The 22,025-nt window shown below is 62.9% G+C and carries 23 protein-coding genes; 12 read left to right on the forward strand and 11 right to left on the reverse strand.

The features are described from left to right. Nucleotides 1-18 precede the first annotated feature (18 nt). From ABFC66_RS02255 to ABFC66_RS02265, 3 genes are read right to left on the reverse strand one after another with little or no spacing between them, the layout of a single operon-like run. Complete coding sequence (locus ABFC66_RS02255) at nt 19-864, reverse strand: shikimate dehydrogenase (RefSeq protein ID WP_346739325.1); 846 nt, start codon at nt 862-864, stop codon at nt 19-21. After that, nucleotides 861-1,469: a Maf family protein gene (locus ABFC66_RS02260; RefSeq protein WP_346739326.1), complete on the reverse strand. Its 609-nt coding sequence runs from the start codon at nt 1,467-1,469 to the stop codon at nt 861-863. The genes ABFC66_RS02255 and ABFC66_RS02260 overlap by 4 nt, the downstream gene beginning before the upstream one ends. A 4-nt stretch (nt 1,470-1,473) precedes the next feature. Beyond that, nucleotides 1,474-2,301 carry a pyruvate, water dikinase regulatory protein gene (locus ABFC66_RS02265; RefSeq protein WP_346739327.1) on the reverse strand — a complete coding sequence of 276 codons (828 nt, stop codon included), beginning with the start codon at nt 2,299-2,301 and terminating at the stop codon, nt 1,474-1,476. A gap of 539 nt (nt 2,302-2,840) precedes the next feature. On the opposite strand from ABFC66_RS02265, the gene hemE reads away from it, so the two are divergent. From hemE to rho, 4 genes are all read left to right on the forward strand, one after another. Beyond that, nucleotides 2,841-3,899 carry a uroporphyrinogen decarboxylase gene (hemE, locus tag ABFC66_RS02270; protein ID WP_346739612.1) on the forward strand — a complete coding sequence of 353 codons (1,059 nt, stop codon included), beginning with the start codon at nt 2,841-2,843 and terminating at the stop codon, nt 3,897-3,899. Beyond that, the gene (hemH, locus tag ABFC66_RS02275) at nt 3,896-4,924 is read left to right on the forward strand and encodes a ferrochelatase (RefSeq protein WP_346739328.1); all 1,029 of its coding nucleotides are present in this window, start codon (nt 3,896-3,898) and stop codon (nt 4,922-4,924) included. The genes hemE and hemH overlap by 4 nt, the downstream gene beginning before the upstream one ends. Further along, nucleotides 4,921-5,367, forward strand: a complete 447-nt coding sequence (gene hemJ / locus ABFC66_RS02280; protein ID WP_346739329.1) for a protoporphyrinogen oxidase HemJ — start codon at nt 4,921-4,923, stop codon at nt 5,365-5,367. Before hemH ends, hemJ begins: the two co-directional genes overlap by 4 nt. Nucleotides 5,368-5,659: 292 nt before the next feature. Then, complete coding sequence (rho, locus tag ABFC66_RS02285) at nt 5,660-6,925, forward strand: transcription termination factor Rho (protein ID WP_152217582.1); 1,266 nt, start codon at nt 5,660-5,662, stop codon at nt 6,923-6,925. 175 nt (nt 6,926-7,100) lie between these two features. On the opposite strand, the gene ABFC66_RS02290 is transcribed toward rho, so the two are convergent. The 4 genes from ABFC66_RS02290 to ABFC66_RS02305 form a co-directional block, all read right to left on the reverse strand. After that, nucleotides 7,101-8,072: a quinone oxidoreductase gene (locus ABFC66_RS02290; protein ID WP_346739330.1), complete on the reverse strand. Its 972-nt coding sequence runs from the start codon at nt 8,070-8,072 to the stop codon at nt 7,101-7,103. Nucleotides 8,073-8,082: 10 nt separating this feature from the next. Further along, entirely contained in the window at nt 8,083-8,709 is a 627-nt protein-coding gene (locus tag ABFC66_RS02295; RefSeq protein WP_346739331.1) for a LysE family translocator, read from the reverse strand. Nucleotides 8,710-8,714: 5 nt separating this feature from the next. Continuing rightward, the gene (locus ABFC66_RS02300; RefSeq protein ID WP_346739332.1) at nt 8,715-9,407 is read right to left on the reverse strand and encodes a dienelactone hydrolase family protein; all 693 of its coding nucleotides are present in this window, start codon (nt 9,405-9,407) and stop codon (nt 8,715-8,717) included. 123 nt (nt 9,408-9,530) lie between these two features. After that, nucleotides 9,531-9,719 carry a hypothetical protein gene (locus tag ABFC66_RS02305; RefSeq protein ID WP_346739333.1) on the reverse strand — a complete coding sequence of 63 codons (189 nt, stop codon included), beginning with the start codon at nt 9,717-9,719 and terminating at the stop codon, nt 9,531-9,533. 99 nt (nt 9,720-9,818) lie between these two features. On the opposite strand from ABFC66_RS02305, the gene gcvA reads away from it, so the two are divergent. Beyond that, entirely contained in the window at nt 9,819-10,781 is a 963-nt protein-coding gene (gene gcvA / locus ABFC66_RS02310; protein ID WP_346739334.1) for a transcriptional regulator GcvA, read from the forward strand. Between the two features lie 12 nt (nt 10,782-10,793). Here gcvA and ABFC66_RS02315 read toward each other — a convergent pair whose 3' ends face one another. Then, the gene (locus ABFC66_RS02315; protein ID WP_346739335.1) at nt 10,794-11,360 is read right to left on the reverse strand and encodes an XRE family transcriptional regulator; all 567 of its coding nucleotides are present in this window, start codon (nt 11,358-11,360) and stop codon (nt 10,794-10,796) included. 157 nt (nt 11,361-11,517) lie between these two features. On the opposite strand from ABFC66_RS02315, the gene ABFC66_RS02320 reads away from it, so the two are divergent. After that, the gene (locus tag ABFC66_RS02320; protein WP_346739613.1) at nt 11,518-11,907 is read left to right on the forward strand and encodes a GNAT family N-acetyltransferase; all 390 of its coding nucleotides are present in this window, start codon (nt 11,518-11,520) and stop codon (nt 11,905-11,907) included. A 95-nt stretch (nt 11,908-12,002) separates the two neighbouring features. Here the strand turns inward: ABFC66_RS02320 and ABFC66_RS02325 are convergent, their stop codons facing one another. After that, nucleotides 12,003-14,039 carry a thioredoxin domain-containing protein gene (locus ABFC66_RS02325; protein WP_346739336.1) on the reverse strand — a complete coding sequence of 679 codons (2,037 nt, stop codon included), beginning with the start codon at nt 14,037-14,039 and terminating at the stop codon, nt 12,003-12,005. A 70-nt stretch (nt 14,040-14,109) separates the two neighbouring features. On the opposite strand from ABFC66_RS02325, the gene ABFC66_RS02330 reads away from it, so the two are divergent. The 6 genes from ABFC66_RS02330 to ABFC66_RS02355 all read left to right on the forward strand — a co-directional run bounded on the left by ABFC66_RS02330 (nt 14,110) and on the right by ABFC66_RS02355 (nt 20,399). Next, nucleotides 14,110-14,385: a DUF6489 family protein gene (locus tag ABFC66_RS02330; RefSeq protein ID WP_346739337.1), complete on the forward strand. Its 276-nt coding sequence runs from the start codon at nt 14,110-14,112 to the stop codon at nt 14,383-14,385. Nucleotides 14,386-14,455: 70 nt separating this feature from the next. After that, nucleotides 14,456-15,775 carry a tRNA uridine-5-carboxymethylaminomethyl(34) synthesis GTPase MnmE gene (gene mnmE, locus ABFC66_RS02335; RefSeq protein ID WP_346739338.1) on the forward strand — a complete coding sequence of 440 codons (1,320 nt, stop codon included), beginning with the start codon at nt 14,456-14,458 and terminating at the stop codon, nt 15,773-15,775. Nucleotides 15,776-15,893: 118 nt separating this feature from the next. Then, nucleotides 15,894-17,759 (forward strand): tRNA uridine-5-carboxymethylaminomethyl(34) synthesis enzyme MnmG, encoded by a 1,866-nt coding sequence (gene mnmG / locus ABFC66_RS02340; RefSeq protein ID WP_346739339.1) that lies wholly within the window; start codon nt 15,894-15,896, stop codon nt 17,757-17,759. 15 nt (nt 17,760-17,774) lie between these two features. Further along, complete coding sequence (gene rsmG / locus ABFC66_RS02345) at nt 17,775-18,437, forward strand: 16S rRNA (guanine(527)-N(7))-methyltransferase RsmG (RefSeq protein WP_346739340.1); 663 nt, start codon at nt 17,775-17,777, stop codon at nt 18,435-18,437. After that, nucleotides 18,412-19,314, forward strand: coding sequence for a ParA family protein (locus ABFC66_RS02350; protein WP_346739341.1), 903 nt, complete (start codon nt 18,412-18,414; stop codon nt 19,312-19,314). The genes rsmG and ABFC66_RS02350 overlap by 26 nt, the downstream gene beginning before the upstream one ends. Nucleotides 19,315-19,463: 149 nt before the next feature. Then, nucleotides 19,464-20,399, forward strand: a complete 936-nt coding sequence (locus ABFC66_RS02355) for a ParB/RepB/Spo0J family partition protein (protein ID WP_346739342.1) — start codon at nt 19,464-19,466, stop codon at nt 20,397-20,399. Nucleotides 20,400-20,443: 44 nt separating this feature from the next. Here ABFC66_RS02355 and holA read toward each other — a convergent pair whose 3' ends face one another. Both holA and ABFC66_RS02365 read right to left on the reverse strand, forming a co-directional pair. Beyond that, nucleotides 20,444-21,424, reverse strand: a complete 981-nt coding sequence (gene holA, locus ABFC66_RS02360) for a DNA polymerase III subunit delta (RefSeq protein WP_346739343.1) — start codon at nt 21,422-21,424, stop codon at nt 20,444-20,446. A 72-nt stretch (nt 21,425-21,496) separates the two neighbouring features. Beyond that, nucleotides 21,497-22,024, reverse strand: coding sequence for a hypothetical protein (locus ABFC66_RS02365; protein ID WP_346739344.1), 528 nt, complete (start codon nt 22,022-22,024; stop codon nt 21,497-21,499). Nucleotide 22,025: the final 1 nt, after the last annotated feature.

Below are 22,025 nucleotides of genomic sequence, written 5' to 3' on the forward strand. Positions count from 1 at the left end.
GCATTCCTCCCCCGAAGGTTATTTTTCGACGATGCCCATATCGGCAAGCACCAGCGCGCGAAGCTCAGCCGTGACTTCAGGCCTGATGCCGAACCAGGCCTCAAATCCCGGCACCGCCTGATGAAGCAGCATGCCGAGCCCATCCACCGTCGCAAGGCCCTGCAGGCGGGCGCGCGCGAGAAGTCCCGTTTCGAGCGGCGTGTAGACGATGTCGGTCACGAGAGCGCTGCGCGGCAGCATTTCGAGCGAAAATTCGATTTCGCCTTCGCCATTCATGCCGAGCGTCGTCGTGTTGACGAGGAGGTTCGCGCCGCTCAATGCCGAGTTGGCTTCCTCCCATTCATAGACACGTGCATTCCGAAGCTCGAGTTCGGTGACGAGCGCTTCGGCGCGGGCCTTCGTCCGGTTGATGATGCGAAGCTCCGGCGCGCCTTCCGCTTCAAGCGCCGCAGCAATTGCGCGGGTAGCGCCGCCAGCACCAATGAGCACCGCCGGTCCCGCCGCCGGCGACCAGCCGGGCGCACGCTCACGCAGATTGGCAATGAAACCGTAGCCGTCGGTATTGCGCCCCTCAAAACCCTTCGGCGTCATCACCAGAGTGTTGACGGCCTTGAGACGCCTGGCCGTCGCATCGTGAAGTTCGAGCGCGGCGAAGGCCGCCTCCTTGTGCGGCACGGTGATGTTGGCGCCGATATAGCCGAGCTTCGGCAGGTCGCGCAGCGTCGCCGCGAAGTCCTCAGGCCGAACGGCAAAGCGCTCATAAAGCGCGTCCTCGACGCCATATTTCCCGATCCAGAAATTATGGATGAGCGGCGAGCGCGAATGCGTGATGGGCCAGCCGATGACACAAACCTTGCGCGTCATGTGCGGGTCACCCCATGACGGCGCAGCTCCGCGAGAAGCGGCAGAAGCGGAAGACCGAGAATGGTGAAGTAGTCGCCATCGATCTTTTCGAAGAGCTGAATGCCCGGCCCCTCGAGCTGATAGCAGCCGACGCTCGTCCGCACTTTTTCACCGAGCGTTTCAAGATACCAGTCCAGAAACGCGTCGGAGAAGTCACGCATGGTGAGCAGTGCGCGGTCCGAGAAAGACCATAGCACTTCGCCCGATCTCGCCACGACGATACCGCTGTGAAGGATGTGCGTGCGGCCGCGAAACTTCTTCAGATTATCGCGGGCCTCATTCATGTCGCGCGGCTTGTCGAAGCGCGCCACGTCGCAGGAAAGGATCTGATCGGCGCCGATGACGAAGGCCTGTGGCGCGGCCTTGCTGACGGCAAGGGCCTTTGCGGCGGCAAGTTCGAGCGCAAGCGCATCGGTGCCGGCTTCGTCGTTGCCGCCCGTGAAGCCGCGTTTCACCGCATCTTCGTCGACACCGGAATCCTGAACGGAAAATTCGAGCCCGGCATGGGTCAGCAGCATGGCGCGGACCTTGCTGCCGGAGGCGAGAATGAGGGAGGGCGCGGACATGCTTTCAGCCGACTTCCTTCTGGCGCTCATTATAGAGATTGAGCACGGCCGCCGCCGTCTCCTCGATGGAGCGGCGCGTCACATCGATCACCGGCCAGCCGTTGCGCGCGCAGAGGCGGCGGGCGAAGGCGACTTCTTCTCCGACCGCATCGTGATTGACGTAGCTCGTGTCCGTATCCTCATGAAGAGAGAGGAGGCGGTTCTTGCGGATCTGGATCAGCCGGTCGGGGCTCGTGGTCAGACCGACGATCAAGGGATGCGTCGCCGTTTCGAGATCGGGCGGAAGGGCGACATTGGGCACCACCGGTACATTCGCGGCCTTGATGCCGCGGTTCGCCAGATAGATGCAGGTCGGCGTCTTCGAGGTGCGGCTTACGCCCACCAGGATGATATCTGCAAGGTCGAGGTCGCCCGCCGACTGCCCGTCATCATGCGCCATGGTGTAGTTCAGCGCCTCGATGCGGCCGAAATATTCGGCGTTCATCGTGTGCTGCGAGCCGGGCTTGTGGGAGGACTCGCGGCCCAGATAAGTGCCGAGCGCGCCCATGACCGGATCGAGCACCGAGATGCAGGGCGTCTGGAGTTCGGCGCAGCGCGCTTCGAGCCGCTGCCGCAGCTCGTCATTCACCATCGTGAACATGACGATGCCGGGCGCACCCTCGATTTCACCAAGCACACGCTCGAGCTGCTTCGGGCCGCGGACCAGCGCGTAGACATGCTCGATCGGGTGGGCGTCCTCATATTGCGCGCAGGCCGCGCGAGCGACCGCGTTCAGCGTCTCGCCGGTCGCGTCCGAAACCAGATGAAGATGAAAGACCCGCCGCGACGCCATGCAATCCGCCAGTTGTTGCGCGGGCGGAAAGAGCCCGGGCGCGGCCAAGTTAACGACGCTCCCCTTGCGGTGCCAGAGTTTTTGCGGCAATAGGGTTAACGAAGAACATATCATCGGGCCTGTGGATATCTGTGTTTAACGGGGGTATGTCGGGTTTTCCCGCAGACACCTGAAAATTCCTCCCCGCTTTGCCTTTTCGCTCCCCGCTCCCATTCGCCTCTGAGTGAAAAAGCGGGCACGTCAGACCGATCGGTGGATGAATGGAGGAGGATGGACCCGCGGCTTTCTGTCCCCATTGTTCACAAGGGAGACGGGCATAGGATCCACAGCCCAAGTTCTTGCGTAAGCTCACCTGTCAGGCCGAGCGGCGAAAGAACACACAGGGGATTGTTGAAATCTGGAGGAGCGCGAGGCGGCCACGCCGGGAACGGGATCTGTGGACAGGCGGTCGAATAAATCGCCGGAGCTTTTGATCCCCGACTTCCACAGCTATCCTTCACTACCCCCACCTAGAATCTAAGATTCTTAGATAGAGAGCGATACCTGTGAGTCACGAGTCCGGAACCCAAGCCAAGAGATTGATTCGTGCGCTCAAGGGCGAAGCTGTCGATCGCACGCCGATATGGCTGATGCGTCAGGCGGGACGCTATTTGCCCGAATACCGGAAGACGCGGGCCGAGGCCGGAAGCTTTCTCGACCTCTGCTACAATCCGGAGCTTGCCGAGGAAGTGACCTTGCAGCCGATCAGGCGCTATGGCTTCGATGCGGCGATCCTTTTTTCTGACATTCTCGTCGTGCCTGACGCGCTCGGGCAGGAAGTGGCTTTCAAGGAAGGCGAAGGCCCGGTGCTCGATCCGATCACGCGGGTAGAGCAACTGGACGAGCTGGAACTCGGTGGCCTCGTGGAGCGGCTACAGCCGGTCTATGAGACGGTTCGCAGGCTGAAGCGCAGTCTCCCCGCCGAAACGGCGCTGATCGGCTTTGCGGGCGCTCCCTGGACCGTGGCGACCTATATGGTGGGCGGTCGTGGCTCGCCGGATCAGGCGGCGGCAAAGCTCTGGGCCTATCGGGCGCCGGATGCTTTCCAGAAACTGATCGACCTCCTTACCGAGGCGACGATCCTTCACCTCTCAGCGCAGGTCGAGGCTGGAGCCGAACTCGTCCAGATCTTCGATACCTGGGCGGGCAGTCTTCCCGAGACGCAGTTCCGCGCCTATTCGCTTGCTCCCACCGCGAAAATCGTGAAAGCGCTGCGAGCGAAGTTCCCCGGCCTGCCGGTCATCGGTTTTCCGCGCGGCAGCGGCGCGCTGGCGATCGATTATGCCCGCGATACGCAGATTTCCGGCGTGAGCCTCGACACGGGCGTGTCTCCGGGCTGGGCCGCGGAGAACCTGCAGCGTATCGCCTGCGTTCAGGGCAATCTCGATCCGCTCCTGCTCGTCGCGGGCGGCGCGTGCATGCGCTCGGCGGCGAAGCATATTCTCGACACGCTGGCCGACGGCCCGTTCATCTTCAATCTCGGCCATGGCATCGTGCCGCAGACGCCGCCCGAGCATGTGGCGGAACTCGTCGAATTCGTTCGGTCTGCGAAACGATGAGCGTAAAGAAAAAGCTCGCCATCGTTCTTTTCAATCTCGGTGGACCCGATGGGCCCGAGGCGGTCGAGCCTTTTCTTTTCAATCTCTTCAACGATCCGCTGATCATCCGCGTGCCGCAGCCGCTGCGCTGGCTGATCGCAAAGATCATTTCGAGCCGTCGTGCGCCGGTTGCGAAGGAGATCTATGCGAAGATCGGTGGCCGCTCGCCCATTCTGCCTCTGACCGAGAAGCAGGCCCGGGCACTGGAGCAGGAGCTTGCCGGCGACCATGACGCGCGCTGCTTCATCGCCATGCGCTACTGGAAGCCTTTCGCGAAGGAGACCGCCGCTGCGGTCAAGGCCTGGGCACCGGACGAAGTGATCCTGCTGCCGCTCTATCCGCAATATTCGACGACGACCAACAAGTCCTCGCTCGGCGATTGGGACAAGGCGGTCAGGGCGGTCGGCCTTGATGCTCCGACGCGCACCATCTGCTGCTATCCGATTGAGCCGGGCTTCATCGCCGCCTATGCGGAGCTGCTGCGCGAAGCGCTGGCAAAATTCGCTTCAGGCGAAAAGCCGCGCATTCTCTTTTCCGCGCACGGCCTGCCCAAGAATGTCGTCGATGCGGGCGACCCCTATCAGAAGCAGGTCGAGGCAAGCTGCCAGGCGATTGTCGACGCGCTGGGCGTCGAGGGCCTGGACTGGGTGACCTGTTATCAGAGCCGTGTCGGACCGCTCGAATGGATCGGGCCCGCAACGGATAAGGAAATTGAACGGGCAGGCCATGAGGGCAAGAGCCTGATCGTCCTTCCCATTGCCTTCGTCTCGGAACATTCCGAAACGCTGGTCGAACTCGATATCGAATATGGTCATCTCGCGAAAGAGGCGGGTGTGCCGCGTTACGAGCGGGTGCCGGCGGTCGGAACCCATCCGCGCTTCATCGCCGGGCTCGGCAATCTGGTCAGGACGGCGATGAACTCGTCCGACAGGCTCCTTTGCCCCGAGGAAGCGGCGGGACGGCCCTGCGGAGAAGAGGCGAGATGAGCGCGACACTGACATCGGCCTATATGTGGATCAAGGCGCTCCACATGATCTCGGTCATCTTCTGGATGGCGGGCATGGCCTATCTGCCCCGGCTCTTCGTCTATCATGCCGAGGCCGAGGTGGGGTCCGAGAAGTCGGAGACCTTCAAGCTCATGGAGCGCCGTCTGCTCCGGGGCATCATCAACCCGGCCATGATCGCGAGTTTCCTCTTCGGCGGGCTGATGCTCTGGTCGAACCCGGCGCTTCTGTCCGAGCACTGGCTCCACGCCAAGCTCTTCCTCGTCATCGTCATGACGGCCGCTCACGGCTTTTTCGCCAGATGGCGGAAGGACTTCGAAGCGGACCGGAACCGGCACAGTTCGCGCTTCTACCGCATCGTGAACGAGGTCCCGCCGACGCTCGTCATCTTCATCGTCATTCTGGTAATTGTTCGGCCCTTTTAGGGTAGCCGGAAAATCCATTTGAAATCCGGGGGCTCTGGCCTTATATGCTTTGGAAGGCCGGAGTTCTTCCGGTGGTCTTCCTGATGTCCGTGCCGTTCCCGTGAGAGCCTGAACCAAGGGCCTAGAGTAACGGAACGATGCGACGAAACCCGATGCGCCGAGGGCACATCGCGGCAGGCAAGGCAAAGGGCCTCCCCAGACTTCCTTCTCGTTTCGAATTTTCCTTCCAGCTTCCCGCATTCAGCCGAGTTTTTGCCGATAGCCGGGCCGGATTCTCCCAAGAAAGCATCCTATGCCGCAGATCAAACTGCAGGACCTCAAGGCCAAAGGGCCGACCGAACTTCTGAAGATCGCCGAGGAGCTCGAAGTCGAGAACGCCTCGACGCTCCGGACGCAGGACATGATGTTCGCGATCCTGAAGCAATATGCCGAGCAGGGCATCGACATCATCGGCGAAGGCGTGGTTGAGGTGTTGCCAGACGGCTTCGGCTTCCTGCGCTCGCCGGAAGCGAACTACCTGCCGGGTCCCGACGACATCTATGTCTCCCCCTCGCAGATCCGCCGCTTCTCGCTTCGCACCGGCGACACGGTGGAAGGCGAGATCCGCAGCCCGAAGGACGGCGAACGCTATTTTGCGCTCCTCAAGGTCAACACCATCAATTTCGAGAGCCCGGACAAGGCGCGCCACAAGGTTCATTTCGACAATCTGACGCCGCTCTATCCGGACGAGAAGCTCGAGATGGAGGTCGACGATCCGACGCTGAAGGACAAGTCGTCCCGCGTCATCGACATCGTCGCCCCGCTCGGCAAGGGCCAGCGCGGCCTCATCGTCGCTCCGCCGCGTACCGGCAAGACGGTTCTTCTCCAGAACATCGCCCATTCGATCACGACCAATCATCCGGAATGCTATCTGATCGTTCTGCTGATCGACGAGCGTCCGGAAGAAGTCACCGACATGCAGCGTTCGGTGAAGGGCGAGGTCATCTCCTCGACATTCGACGAGCCGGCGGTACGCCACGTTCAGGTCGCCGAAATGGTGATCGAGAAGGCCAAGCGCCTGGTCGAACATGGCCGCGACGTGGTCATCCTTCTCGACTCGATCACGCGCCTCGGCCGCGCCTACAACACGGTCGTTCCTTCCTCCGGCAAGGTGCTGACCGGCGGTGTCGACGCCAACGCGCTGCAGCGCCCGAAGCGCTTCTTCGGCGCGGCGCGTAACATCGAGGAAGGCGGCTCGCTCACCATCATCGCCACGGCGCTCATCGACACCGGCTCGCGCATGGACGAAGTCATCTTCGAAGAGTTCAAGGGCACGGGTAACTCGGAAATCATTCTCGACCGCAAGGTCGCCGACAAGCGCGTCTTCCCCGCCATCGACATCATCAAGTCGGGTACGCGCAAGGAAGAGCTTCTCGTCGAGAAGGGCACGCTGTCGAAGATGTATGTGCTCCGCCGCATCCTCAATCCGATGGGCACGGTCGACGCGATCGAGTTCCTGCTCGACAAGCTCAAGCAGACGAAGAACAACGGCGAGTTCTTCGACTCGATGAATACGTAAGACGCGAAGCGTTTCGGAAATACGGAAAGGGCGGTTCTCGGAACCGCCCTTTTTTTGTGGCGTCATGCCGGACTTGATCCGGCATCCATCTTCTCTTCCCGGCCACACATCAAAGATGGACCCCGGATCAAGTCCGGGGTGACGGAAAGGAAGAGGCAGGCATGACGGCCTGGTGTTACGGCACCAGCACCGTCGCGCCGGTCGTCTTCCTCGCTTCGAGGTCGCGATGCGCTTGCGCCGCATCGGCAAGCTTGTAGCGCTGGTTGATCTCGATCTTTACCGCGCCTTTGGCGACGACATCGAAAACCTCCGCGCCGATTTCCGCATAGTCCTTGGGCGATGCGGCATAGGTGGCGAGCGTCGGGCGCGTCACATAGAGCGAGCCCTTGGCGGCGAGGATACCGAGATCGACGCCGGTGACGGGGCCTGAGGCGTTGCCGAAGGAAACGAGAAGGCCGCGGGGGCTGAGGCAGTCGAGCGAGGTCATGAACGTATCCTTGCCGACGCCGTCATAGACGACGGGCACCTTCTTGCCGCCGGTGATTTCCTTCACGCGCTCCACGGTATTTTCGGTGCGGTAATTGATGACGTGGTCGCAGCCATGCGCTTTGGCAATCGCGATCTTGTCGTCGGAACCGACCGTGCCGATGACGGTGCAGCCCAGATGCTTTGCCCATTGCGTGGCGATGAGGCCGACGCCGCCGGCCGCCGCGTGCCAGAGGATCGTCTGCCCCGCTTCGACGCGGAAGGTGCGGCGCAGGAGATATTCGGCGGTGGCGCCTTTCAGAAGAAGGCAGGCTGCCGCCTCGTCGCTGACGCCGGCGGAAAGCGGAAGCGCGCGGGCGGCGGGAACGTTCGTCAGCTCCGCATAGGCGCCGCCGCTGTTATAGGCGACGCGATCGCCGACCTTCACATTGGTCACGCCTTCGCCCACGGCATCCACGACGCCCGCCGCCTCGCTGCCGAGCGTGAAGGGCAGCGGCACGGGATAGAGGCCGGAGCGGAAATAGGTCTCGATGAAGTTGAGACCCACCGCCTTGTTGCGCACGCGGATCTCGCCCGGGCGCAGATCGGCCAGGTCGATCTCCTCGAATTTCAGAACCTCGGGCCCGCCTGTCTGGTGAATGCGGATGGCTTTGGTCTTCATCTGAAATCTCCTAGGAGCGGGTGAATGCGAGGGTGAGCCCTGTGACGGCAAAGACGATGCCGGTGACACGGTTGCGGATGAGCTGTGCGCGCGGACTCTTGAGGTAGGGAGCGAGATGGCCCGACGCAATCGCATAGGTGCCGTCGGAGAGCGCGCTGAGGGTGATGAAGGTGAAGGCGAGCATCACCAGCTGCGGCAGTGTGGGACGATCCGGCGCGATGAATTGCGGAAAGAAAGCCGCGTAGAAGATGAGCGTCTTCGGATTGGTGATGGAGACGAGAAGGCCGCGACGATAGAGGACTGCGGGCTTGAGGCGCGGCGTTTCGGCCATGTCGGTGCCTTCGGCGACGATCGGCGTGCGCCAGGCGGAGATGCCGAGCCAGACGATATAGGCGGCGCCGATGAGTTGCAGAGTCTCCGTCCATGGTCCGAGCACGAGGAGGAGCGTGTCGAGGCCGGCGACGACAAGCACCATATGGATCGCGATGGCGGTCGAGCATCCGGAGAGCCCGATCAGCGCATCGCGCCAGCCCTGGCGGATGCCGATCGCGACCAGATAGGTCACGACCGGCCCCGGTATCACGCAGAGCAGGAGCGTCGCGCCGATAAAGGCGAGGTATAGCTCGAACGGGACCATAAAGGTCAGGCGAGGTGCTTCTTCAGGAAGGCGAGCGACCGGGCATTCGCCTCGTCTGCCGCCGCCTTGTCGTAATGCGCGCCGCCCGGACGGGCGAAGGCGTGATCCTGCTCGGCATATTGATGAATGGTGACGAACTGATTGTCGCGCAGATTGTCGATGATCTCGGCCTGTGCGCCTTCATTGACGAACTCGTCCTTGCTGGCGATGTGAAGCATCAGCGGCTTCTTCATGAATTCGGCATCGGCGAGGCGGTTCTGGATGTTGACGCCGTAATAACCGATCGAGGCATCGCTATCGGTGTGGCAGGCGGTGAGATAGGCGAGCTGGCCGCCGAGGCAATAGCCGATGGCGCCGACCTTGCCCGTGGTGAGCGGGCGGAGCGTCCTGATCGTGGCGCCGATATCGGCGACGCCGTGATCGACATTGAAGGCGCCGAAAAGATCGAAGGCCTTCTTCCACTCGGCTTCGGTCTTGTCGGTGATGTCGATGCCGGGCTCGATGCGCGAGAAGAGGTCGGGAGCGAGGGCAACGAAGCCCTCCGAAGCAAGCCAGTCGCAGCGGTCGCGGATCACTTCGTTGACACCGAAGATCTCCTGGATGACGACAACGCCGGGGCCCGTGCTGGATTTGGGTTTCGCCAGATAGCCCGTGAAGCTGTGATCCGGACCTTTGATGGAAATGGTTTCGCCGCTCATGGGCTTGGTCTCCTCGGCTCGATGGGAATTCGATGGGAGGGGACTTTAGCCGTCCTGACGCGGTTGCGGCCATGAAAAAGGGCGCGTGAAAACGCGCCCTTCGCATTCAGGACTGGAAGCCAATTACCAGCGGGCGTCGAGCGCCTCGCGGGCGGCTTTGATTTTCTTCGCGGCGAGAGAGGCAGCGGCCGTCGTGGGGCGACGGGCTTCGGCCCATGCATTGCGGGCTACGGGCGTCTCTGCCGAGAAAGGCCCCGTGGCGACGCTGAAGGCGTCGACATAAGAGCGGGCAAAGAGACTAGCGATGTTCATTTAATTCACCATTGGCTTTCTGTTATCGGGAAGATGGTGCTTCCCTCAGGCCAAATCAAACGATGACTTTTCACAGCAGATGTAAGAATATCTAACACTATGAGCATTCGCCGCCTGCCACCGCTGAACGCGCTCCGGGCCTTCGAGGCCGCCGCGAGGCATTTGAGCTTCTCCCGCGCGGCTGAGGAGCTGCATGTCACCCATGCGGCGATCAGCCATCAGGTGCGCGCGCTGGAGGAAGAGGCGGGGGTCGCGCTTTTCCACCGGACCGGCCGCGCCGTAAAACTCACCGATGCGGGCCGGGCGCTGCTGCCGGTTCTCTCTCAGGCTTTGGACCAGATCGCGGATGGATGGGCGCAGGCGCTGGGCGAAGAGGGCGGGCCGCTCACCGTTTCGGTGGAGCCTTCATTCGCCGCGCGCTGGCTGGTGCTGCGCCTCGGCAAGTTCTATCGCGCTCATCCGGAGATCGAGCTTCGCCTTCTGCCTTCGCCCGAGATCATCGATTTCGAACGTCAGAATGTCGATGTTGGCATCCGCTACGGGCTTGGCGGCTGGACGGATGTGATCGCGGAAAAACTTTTCGAGGCGACGGTCTATCCCGTTTGCAGCCCGCTTCTGATCGATTCCAAAAAGCCGATCCGGACGCCCGAGGACCTGCGCCAGTATCCGCTTCTCCATGAAGAGACCATGAGCCATTGGCTCCAATGGCTGGAAGCCGCCGGCGTGAAGAATCCGAAATGGGCGGCGAGGGGTCCGCTCTTCATCGAGGCGTCGCTCGCGCTGCAGGCGGCTGCCGCGGGACAGGGCGTCGCGCTCGCCAATGACGCGCTCGCCATGACGGACCTTGCGGAGGGACGTCTTGTGCGCCTGTTCGATCTCGAAGTGCCGGACGAGGAAGCCTATTGGCTCGTCTATCCCAAACGCAGCGCGCGCAAGCCCAAGGTGCAGGCCTTCCGCGCCTGGATTCGCGAGGAGGCGGGACTGCTGCCCGCCGAGATCGCCGGGCTCAAGGAGCGGGTTCGTTCGAAGGCGAGAAAGCACACGCCGCGCGGCGAGGCATGAACCTCGCCACGCTCATCTTTGCCGCAGAACGGCGACAAGGTATCTGCAAGGGCTCGCATCCGGATTTCGGAACGTACAATCCGCAGGCGGACCAAATTCAAGCCGATCGCCCTTCCGGAGTGTCGTCGCCACATCGCCTTCGACGATGACGACATTTCCCTCGATGACCCAGAGTACTTGGCGGATGAAAGCGTAGGACGAGGCAGGGACCGAGACCGATGCGCCGGCAGGGAGAACGACTTCGACAAGTTCCATGGGCAGGCGCGGGCTCAGATAGAGCTGGCGGCGGTGATAGCCGGTCGCTGGATCCGTCCAGACGGGCTGGTCGGCGGCGCGCTGGTAGCGTTCATCATCCCGCGTGTCGGTGAGGAGTTCGGCGAGTGTGATGTCGAAGGCGGTCGCGATGCGGAGGAGGACGGGCGCGGTCGGACTGGCTTCGCGGCGTTCGATCTTGCTCAGCATGGCCTTGGAAACGCCGGACCGGGCTGCGAGGTCGGCCAGCGACCAATTGCGGCCTTTGCGTTCCGACAAAATGCGGAGCGCCAGTCGATCGCTAATTGTATCCTCTATATTTGACATGTTGTCTTAGATGATGGATCTTTGAAAGATCGTCAATGGAAAAACGCGTTCCGGGTCTGATAGCTAAACCGGCGGTGGAACTGAGGTGTTTGAGATAAGAGAAGACGATCTCTCGAGTGCGCAGACGCGGGCTCTGTTGTCGCTCCATCTTGCGGGCATGCGCGCGAGTTCGCCGCCCGAGCATGTCTTCGCGCTTGATCTTGCGGGATTGCAATGTCCGGAGGTCACGGTCTGGACGGCCTGGTCCGGCGACCGGGTTGCGAGTGTAGGCGCCCTGAAGATGCTCGGTGCTGGCCAAGCGGAGGTCAAGTCGATGCGCACACATCCAGACTTTCTACGAATGGGAGCCGGCGCGGCGATCCTTGAGCGAATAATCGTCGAGGCCAAAGCTCGTGGCGTGCGGCGTCTCAGCCTTGAAACTGGCAGCGGACCGTCCTTCGCCGCAGCCCACGCGCTGTACCGGCGACGGGGCTTCAGGAACGGAGAGAGGTTTTCGGACTACGGACCCGGGCCCTTCAGCCAATTCTTTCATCTTGAACTCCAGTAGGTGCCGATCCGCGGGGTCGTGTCGCGCGGTGCATTGGGCGAGTCCCTGCCCGTCACGCTGTTCCTTCTCGATGAGGCGAAACGGATCGCGGCGGCTTAACCCGCAAGTTCCGGCGCGCGAGCGCGCAAAAGAACCGAAGCGAGGGCCCGAGGCTCGGTGATCGGCAGCGAGCAGGTGGGGCCGAGGCAGACATAGGCGGTGGGCTTTCCGTCGAGCGCGCGCTTGCCCGCGGCGGGATGCCCTTCCGGCAACGGAGCGCCATCCGCGATCACCGAGAGAATGCGGTTTGGAAGGGCGTGACCGAAGACCGCGCGGCGCAGTTCCGCCGTCGTCTCGTATGACCCGATCAGGACGATCTGGATCGGCCAGAGCCGCGCTTCGAGGCCTGCGAGATATGAACCCAGCGGGAATATGTTGCGATTGAGTTCGCCGGCAAACGCCCGGACGAGTTCGTCTGCGCGGGCGAGATAGTCCGTCTTGCCGGTGAGGAGCGAGAGTTTCGTCAGCACACTGATGAGAACGCCATTGGCTGCCGGGGTTGCATTGTCGGCCACGCTGCGCGTGCGCGTGATGAGGGCGCCCGCATCGTCGGCGGTGAAGAAATAGCCGCCGTTCTTGTGATCGCGGTAATGCGTGTCGAGTTCGGCGATGAAGCTTTCGGCCTGGGCCACGAAGGAGGGGTTCGACGTTGCCTCGGCCAGCGCCAGCGCGGCGTCGGCCATATTGGCGAGATCGTCGGCCATGGCGCGGTGCTGGAGCTTCCCCTCGCGCCAGGTGTGGTGGAGGCGGCCATTCTCGATCATGCGCGTCGTCACGAAGGAGAAGGCGCGGGCGGCGGCATCGATCCAGAGCGGATCGTCGAAGGCGGCGCCCGCTTCGGCCAGCGCCGCGATCGCAAGGCCGTTCCAGTCCGCCAGTACCTTGTCGTCGAAGCCGGGGCGGACGCGCTTCGCGCGGGCGGCGAGAAGCCTTTCGCGCATCGGGGCGAGGGCTTCTTCTTCCTCTTCCGCGAAGTCTTCATCCGCATGGGCGAGGCGATTGAGGATGTTCTTTTCTTCCCAATTGCCGTGGCGGCTGACGTCATAGACGGATTTGAAGTGTGGAGCATCGGCGCCGAGAGCCGCGTCGATCTCGGTCTCGCTCCAGACATAGAAGCGGCCTTCCTCGCCTTCGCTGTCGGCATCGAGGGAGGCGGCGAAGCCCGCGCCGTCGACCAGCATTTCGCGCAACAGCCAATCGATGGTCTCGCGGATGCGCCGGGCGTAAAGCGGCTTCGTCGTCTCTACCCATGCGGAGGTCAGGAGACGAAGGAGCTGTGCATTGTCGTAGAGCATCTTTTCGAAATGCGGCGCGAGCCAGCGTTCATCCACCGAGTAGCGGGCGAAGCCGCCGCCGAGGTGATCGTAGATCCCGCCTTCGCAGAGATGGTCGAGGGCCTTCAGCGCCGCCTCGCCGAGATCGGCGCGGCCGGTGCGGAGATAGGTTCGCCAGACGAAGGTGAGGAGGGGCGTCTGCGGAAATTTCGGCGCGCCGCGAATGCCGCCATGGACCGGGTCCATCAGCGAGAGAAACTTGTCGGCCACGATGTCGAGAACCTGCGGCGTCGGCTCGCCGGGATAGGCGGTGGCGGACTGCTCGTGAAGCGCCTTCACCAGCGCGGCCCGGTTCTGTTCGATCTTGCCGGGTTCCTCGCGGAAGAGGCGGGCGACTTCCTCGAGTACGGCGATGAAGCCCGGACGTCCGTAAGATGGCGTTTTCGGAAAATAGGTGCCGCCCCAGAAGGGCTCGCCATCCGGCGTCAGGAACATGGTGAGCGGCCAGCCGCCCTGTTCGCCGAGAAGGTGGAGGGCGGACATGTAGATCGTGTCGATATCGGGCCGCTCTTCGCGGTCGACCTTGATCGGAATGAAGAGGCGGTTCATCACCGCAGCGACTTCCTCATCCTCGAAACTTTCATGAGCCATGACATGGCACCAGTGGCAGGCGGCATAACCGATCGAAAGGAGGATCGGTTTTCCTTCCGCGCGGGCGGCTTCCAGCGCCGCTTCGCCCCATGGACGCCAATGGACGGGGTTGTCCTTGTGCTGGAGGAGATAGGGGCTCGTTTCCGAGCCGAGGAAATTGCGTGACATGGGGCCGTCCGGGCGGTTCACTCTGAAAGTCGTTTCTCGCCATTAGACATGAAAGAGAAGAGATCAGCCCATGAAAGTGACAATCGATGTCGATCTTTCACCGGAGGAAGCGCGGCGGCTGATGGGCCTGCCCGATCTCGAACCGATGCAGCAGCGGCTTCTGGCCCAGCTCGAAAAGCAGATGGCGCAGAACATGTCCTATATGGACCCGGAAACGCTGGTGAAGACCATCATGCCGGTGGGCGCGCAAGGCCTCGAGCAGTTCCAGAACCTGCTCTGGAGCATGGCGAAGACGGCGACCGGAACCGGCAACGGCAAGAAGACGAACACGCGCAAACCCGAGTAGAAGGGGTGCGGGTTTAATCGAAGACTTCCGGGCGCCAGGACGCCCGGCGCATTTTCAGGATCGACTCGGATTGGAAACGATTTACGCCTTGTCGAGCGCCGCGGGCCGCGCCGGGGTGGCGGTCATACGCGTCTCCGGACCCGCCTCGGCGGATGCCGTCCGGGCGCTGACGGGCGAAGGGCCGGGGCGTCCGCGCGAGGCGGTTCTGCGGACGCTTCGCGATCCCCATGACGCGAGCATTCTCGATCGGGCGCTGATCCTCTGGTTCGAGGGACCGGCGAGTTTCACCGGCGAGGATGTCGTCGAGTTCCACGTTCATGGCGGCCGCGCGGTTGTCGACGGGGTGCTGGCCGCGCTGGGGCGTTTGTCGGCGCTTCGGGTGGCGACGGCGGGGGAGTTCACGCGTCGCGCCTTCGAGAATGGCAAGCTTGATCTCACCGAGGTCGAAGGCCTCGCTGATCTCATCGAGGCGGAGACGGCGGCTCAACGCGTCCAGGCGCTTCGCCAGATGGATGGCGCGCTTGGCCAGATCTACGAGGGGTGGCGCGGGCGGCTGATGCGCGTTCTCGCCCATGCCGAGGCCGAGATCGATTTCCCCGAGGAGGAAATCCCCGGCGACCTGACCAGAAAACTCGCCCCCGAAATCACGCGGCTGGCCGACGAGATCCGGGCCCATCTCGATGACGGGCGGCGGGGCGAGAGGCTTCGCGACGGCGTCGAGGTGGCGATCATCGGTCCGCCCAATGTCGGCAAATCGAGCCTTCTCAATCGTCTGGCCCGGCGCGATGCGGCCATCGTCTCCGACGAGGCGGGGACGACGCGCGATATTCTGGAAGTCCGGCTCGATCTCGGCGGGGTGCCGGTGACGCTGGCCGATACGGCCGGTCTTCGCGACGCGGTCAACGCCGTCGAGCAGGAGGGGGTGAGGCGGGCGCTCGCCCGGGCGGAAGCGGCGGACCTGCGGATCGTCGTCGCCGCGCTTCGCCCCGATGGCGGGATCGAAGGCGGCTTTGATCTCGCGCGGGAGGGGGACCTTCGCGTCCTCAACAAGGCCGATCTCGGCCCGGCACATTTACCCGAAGCCATCCCGGTTTCGGCGGCGACGGGCGAGGGGCTCGACGCGCTGGAAGAGGCGGTGACGAAACTCGTCGCGGCAAAGGCCGGGATTGCCGAGACGCCGGCAATTACGAGGGCCCGTCACCGCGAGGGACTTCTGGCCTGCCTCGAGGGACTGGAACGGGCGTTGGCGGCGCTTCGGTCGGAACGCGCGACGGAACTGGTGGCCGAAGATCTGCGTTTGGCGGCGCGGTCGCTGGGCCGGATCACCGGACGGGTCGATGTCGAGGATTTGCTAGATATTGTGTTCAGGGATTTTTGCATCGGCAAATAATGTTTCACGTGAAACAGAATCCTGGGACTAACCCGACCAAGTTTCCGAAAAGTCCTCAAATCCTTTGACCGCGAAGCAGGGCCGGGGATAAAGCTTCCCGCAGTCTGAGAGGCGCGGAATGAATTCTCCTGAATTCGATGTGATCGTGATTGGCGGCGGCCATGCTGGCTGCGAGGCGGCGTCCGCTGCCGCGCGCGCGGGTGCGCGCACGCTTCTCCTCACCCACAAGATTTCGACCATCGGCGAAATGTCCTGCAATCCGGCCATCGGCGGATTGGGCAAGGGTCATCTGGTCCGGGAAATCGACGCGTTGGACGGGCTGATGGGCCGGGTGGCCGACGCCGCGGGCATCCAGTTCCGCCTTCTCAATCGACGCAAAGGCCCGGCCGTTCGCGGGCCCCGGGCCCAGGCCGATCGCAAGCTTTACCGCGAGGCGATGCAGGCTGCCATTCTGGGCCACCGGAATCTTCAGACTGAAGAAGGCGGGGTCAACGATCTCATCGTCGACGCGGAAGGCGTGGCCGGGGTCGTCACCGAGGATGGGCGGCATTTCCACGCCCGCCGCGTGGTGCTCACGACCGGCACTTTTCTTCGGGGCATGATCCATATCGGCGAAAAGCGCATCCCGGCGGGCCGGGTGGGCGAGGCGCCGGCGCTCGGCCTTTCGGACCGGCTCTATGCGCTGGGCTTCCAGCTCGGCCGCCTCAAGACCGGGACGCCGCCGCGCCTCGACGGGAGTTCCATCGCCTGGGACCGTCTCGAAGTTCAACCGGGCGACACGCCGCCGGTGCCATTTTCTTTCCTCACCCGCGAAATCACGACGCCGCAGGTCAATTGCCACATCACGCGGACGACCGAGGAAGGTCACCGGATCATCGAGGCGAACCTCAAATATTCACCCGTCTATGCCGGTCATATCGAAGGCGTGGGGCCGCGTTATTGCCCCTCGATCGAGGACAAGGTGGTCCGCTTCCGCGAGCGCGACAGCCATCAGATATTCCTTGAGCCGGAAGGGCTCGACGACGACACGATCTATCCGAACGGCATTTCGACGGGGCTTCCCGAAGAAATCCAGCTCGCCTTCCTCAAGACCATTCCGGGTCTGGAGGAGGTCGTGATGCGGCGCCCCGGCTACGCCATCGAATATGACTATATCGATCCGCGCGAATTGCGGCCGACGCTCGAAACGAAGAAGCTTTCCGGCCTTTATCTGGCCGGCCAGATCAATGGCACAACGGGATATGAAGAAGCGGCGGCTCAAGGGCTGATCGCGGGGGCGAACGCCGCCTTGGCCGCCAAGGGCAAGGACCCGGTTATTTTCGACCGTGCCGAGGCTTATCTGGGTGTCCTGGTCGACGATCTGATTACAAGGGGTGTGAGCGAGCCCTATCGGATGTTCACCTCCCGGGCTGAATACCGTCTGACGCTCCGCGCCGACAATGCCGACCAGCGGTTGACGGGGAGGGGCATCGAAACCGGGCTTGTGGGGGCGGAACGGGCAGAGGCCTTTGCGGCGAAGCTTTCGGCGCTTGAGGCGGCCCGGGCGCTGGCCAGGGATCTGCGTCTCACGCCCAACGAGCTCGTGAAGCGTGGGCTCCGGGTCAATCAGGACGGCGTGGCGCGGAGCGCCCTCGATCTGCTGGCCTATCCCGATATTGGTTTGGGCGATATCGCCGCGGTGTGGCCGGAACTCGGCGAATTGCCGGGCGAAATCGCCGAACAGCTCGAAATCGACGCCCAATATTCCGGTTATCTTGACCGGCAGGAGAGCGATATTCGCGCTTTCCGCAAAGACGAGGGGCTCAGCCTTCCCGCCGATCTCGATTATGCCGCCATTCCGGGCCTCTCTAACGAAGTCCGCCTGAAACTCAGCCGTGCGCGTCCCGCCACCTTGGGTCAGGCGGCGAGGGTGGATGGCGTCACTCCGGCAGCCATCACAACTCTCCTGATTTACGTCAAGCAGCAGCCCCGTCATATAGCTTGAGGGCTGAAACTCGGTATGACCCAACATCTAGTAGTTGATGCCGAGAGCTTTGCAGCGGCGGCCCATGTTTCACGTGAAACAATGGAGCGGCTTAAGACTTACGAGGCTTTGCTCCGCAAATGGCAGGCCTCGATCAATCTCGTCGCGCCTTCGACCCTCCCCGATCTCTGGAATCGTCACTTCTGGGACTCTGCCCAGCTCGTCCATCTGGTGCCTGACGCCACGCGCTGGCTCGATCTGGGGAGCGGGGCGGGATTTCCGGGGCTCGTCGTCGCCATTCTCCTCGCGGATCGCCCCGGATTCTCGATGCGGCTGGTGGAAAGCGACCAGAGAAAGTCGATTTTCCTCCGCGAAGTGATCCGCGCGACCGGCGCTCCGGTCAGTGTCCATACAGTGCGGATCGAGGAATTTTCCTGGCCGGAAGGGGAGCCCCTGCCGGACATCATCAGCGCGCGGGCACTGGCCGGTTTGCCGAAACTACTCGGCTGGGCATCAAGTTTCTGGGGAAAAGCCACGATCGGGCTCTTCCTGAAGGGTCAGGGGGCCAGTGCCGAATTGACGGAGTCGGCGAAAGATTGGATATTTGAAAGCGAAGCCATTGCCAGCCAATCCGATCCATCCGGAACGGTGCTGAAGCTTTGGGGGCTCCGACATGCAAATCCCGGACTCGAGCGCTGATCTGACGGCCACTGGGGCGATTTCGCAAGGTGGCGAGACGCGTCCCCGCATTCTGGTTCTTGCCAATCAGAAGGGCGGCGTCGGCAAAACGACCACGGCCATCAATCTGGGCACGGCGCTGGCGGCGGTTGGCGAACGTGTACTGATCGTCGATCTCGACCCCCAGGGTAACGCCAGCACCGGCCTCGGTATCGGAAGGTCGGAGCGTAAGGTCTCGGCCTATGACGTCCTGATCGGCGCGGCGCTGATCGAGGACGCGGTGGTGCCGACCAAGGTTCCGGGCCTCGACATCGTTCCTTCGACCATGGATCTTCTCGGCGCCGAGCTGGAGCTTGCCAGCGTTCCGCGGCGCTCGCATCGGTTGCGCGACGCCCTGGCGCGGATGCCGCGCGCGGGCAAGCCGCGCAATGGCAGCGAAAAGGAAGCGGCGCTCACTGCGCGCCCTTACACATATCTTCTGATCGATTGCCCGCCGTCGCTCAATCTGCTGACGATCAATGCCATGACCGCGGCGGACGCGATCCTGGTGCCGCTGCAATGCGAATTCTTCGCACTGGAAGGTTTGAGCCAGCTTTTGCGGACGGTTGAGCGTGTGCGGACCAGTCTTAACCCGCGGCTTGAGATTCAGGGCGTGGTGCTGACCATGTTCGATCAGCGCAACAAGCTCTCCGATCAGGTCGCCTCCGACGTGCGCCAGCATCTCGGCGACAAGGTCTATCGTACCGTGATCCCGCGCAATGTCCGTATCTCGGAAGCGCCTTCCTACGGAAAGCCCGCGCTGGTCTATGATCACCGTTGCGCAGGCAGCAAAGCCTATATGAAGCTTGCGTCCGAGCTCATTCAGCGCGAGCGCGCCTTGCGCCGGCCGGCTGCGTGACCAGACCTTAATAGAGACGGTAAACGCCAGGTAATAATTTCAGGCTCGGTCATACAAGGTAGTGCCATGAGGCTTCGACAGCCTCAGCCGCACAAGGGTTTCGTGGGGCGAGCCTGATCCTGGCGGGCATACCGCCGGGGGTAGATGCGATGAAAGAGGATATGATGATGGCAGAGGAAAGCCCGAGCCGGCTTGGACGCGGTCTTGCGGCGCTGATCGGCGACGATGCGGCCTATGCCCTTGGCGACACCGCCGCGCCCGCGCCTCGCGGTGTGCGCGAAGTGCCGATCGAATTCCTTCGCGCCAATCCCTTCCAGCCGCGTCATCTTTTCCGTGAGGAGGATCTCGCGGACCTCTCGAACTCGATCCGCGAAAAGGGCATCCTCCAGCCAATCGTGGTGCGTCCGGTTCAGGGGCAGGCCGACTCCTATGAAATCGTGGCGGGCGAACGCCGCTGGCGCGCCGCGCAGAAGGCGCAGCTCCATCAGGTTCCGATCATCATCAAGGAACTGACGGACGCTGAATCACTCGAAATCGCGATCATCGAGAACGTGCAGCGCGCCGATCTCAACGCGATCGAAGAAGCGGCGGGCTATGACCGTTTGATGGCGCAGTTCGAATATACGCAGGAGCAGGTTTCGAAGCTGATCGGCAAGAGCCGCAGCCATGTTGCCAATACGCTCCGTCTACTGACGTTACCGGATGGCGTCCGTTCGTTGATCGAGCAGGGGAAACTCACGGCCGGTCATGCGCGTCCGCTGATCGGTATTCCCAATGCCGATGCGCTGGCGAAGGAGATTGTCGACAAGGGGTTGAGCGTCCGCGAGGCCGAAGCCCTGTCGCGCAAGGCGACGACCGGATCGGAAGCATCGCGCCGCGCCGCCGCCGCCCGCCAGGAGAAAGACACCGACACGCTGGCGCTGGAGCGGAATATCTCCGACCAGCTCGGCCTCAAGGTCGAGATCAGTTTTTCCGGCGACAAGGGTGGCGAGGTCCGTATCCATTACTCGACGCTGGAACAGCTCGACGAAGTTTGCCGCCGGCTTGCCGGCCGGGGCAATCCGCGCATCGGCAGCGTCAACTAATTCGCTGATTTATAAATTTTGTCACGAAATTCGTTCGCTTTTGGCTAACGACGCCGTGTGCCGGCTGCCTGAGCGATACGCATCAGCGTTTGCCCGCAGATGGAATCTTCCGGCAGGCCAGTCGTCTTGCACTGGATTTCCGCTTCGAGCAGAAGGCTCAGCGCCTTGTCGAGCCGCTTGCGGGTCCAAAGCGAAACCTGGCGGCGCAGCAGCGCCGACCGGCTGAAGTGAACCGGCGGCCTGATGGCCCGGATCGCCGTCTCGGCGGGCGTGCCGCTTTCAATCTCGGCGAGCACCAGATGCAATTGTTGCAGATGCCGCGTCAGCGCATTGATGAGCGCGATCGGATGGGTGTCGGCGCTGCGCGCCCGGCTGAGCGCAAGGTCGAGGGCGGGCAGGTCGCCGCCCGCCGCCGCATCGACCACCTCATCGAGACTCGAGCCTGAATTGTCGCCGATGCAGGCTCGCGCGTCCGCGAGCGTCACGGTGCGTTTCTCATTCGCCTTCGACGGACCCATATAGAGCGCGAGCTTTTCAAGCTCATTCGAGGTCACGCCCCGATCGCTGCCGAGATTGGCCATCAAATAATCGAGCGCCGCAGGCTCCGGCGAAAGCCCGTCCTTGCCGAGACGCTGGCGGATCACGTCCTCGAGCGCGGCCGCATCATCGGCGTAGCAGGGAAGGGCGGCGGCGTTTGCCGCGTCCTCGAAAAGCTTGCGCAGGCTCGAGCGCGGTCCGAGATCGCCGCCTTCGACGATCACCAGCGCGTCGCCGGCGGGATCCGTCAGAAAGCCGTCGAATATCTTGGAGACGCTGTCGCCAGCTCCGCGCACACGGACGATCCGCCGACCGCCAAGCATAGCGATGGCCGCCGCCTCGTCGGCAAGGCGGGCCGGGTCCTGCCGCAGGTCGCCATCGGAAATATCGGAAACGCGGAACGGGTCCGCGAGATCGTCAACGACACTCTTCGCCAGCGCATTCATCCGTTCACGGACGAGTCCGGCATCCGGCCCATAGACCAGCACGGCCCGGACCTTGGCATCCGGTTTCCGGGCGAAACGGTCTGCGTCGGAAGCCTTGATCTTCAGGGTACGTTCCTATTGGGCCGAGGCGGTCGAGGTCTGGCGATCGAAATAGACGCTCAGCTGCAGCTTTATATCGTCCGCGACCGCTTCGGCGGTGCGCTTGTGTGCATCCTTCGCCGCGGTCAGGTTGGCGAATTCGGACTCGACGCGGTTATAGGAGGAACGCGACCGGGCAACCGACCGGAAAAGAGTCTTGCCATCGGTGCCGACCAGCGTGAACGGCACGACAAGCACGAAGTTCGCGCGGGTAACGGCGGCGTTCTGCTGCACGGCCACGTCTTCCGTATAGGCCGTCGGCGAGAGCACGAGCTTGTAAGCCGCGCTTGCCGGCGCATAGCCCGTCTCCGTGATGCGGTCGAGCAGGCTGTATTTGAGCAGACGGCCGATCTCGTTTTCCGGCGCCGACACGTCGACATCCGCGAGCTTGTTGACCGTGCTTTCCGTTCCCCGGTCGGCATAGAGCGGACGGAAGCCGCAGCCGCCGAGCGGAAGGGCGGAGGCGACGATCAACAGAAGAAAGGCCGTGCGCAGAAACTGCATT

This window comes from Parvibaculum sp., from assembly GCF_039680535.1.
Taxonomy (GTDB): Bacteria; Pseudomonadota; Alphaproteobacteria; order Parvibaculales; family Parvibaculaceae; genus Parvibaculum.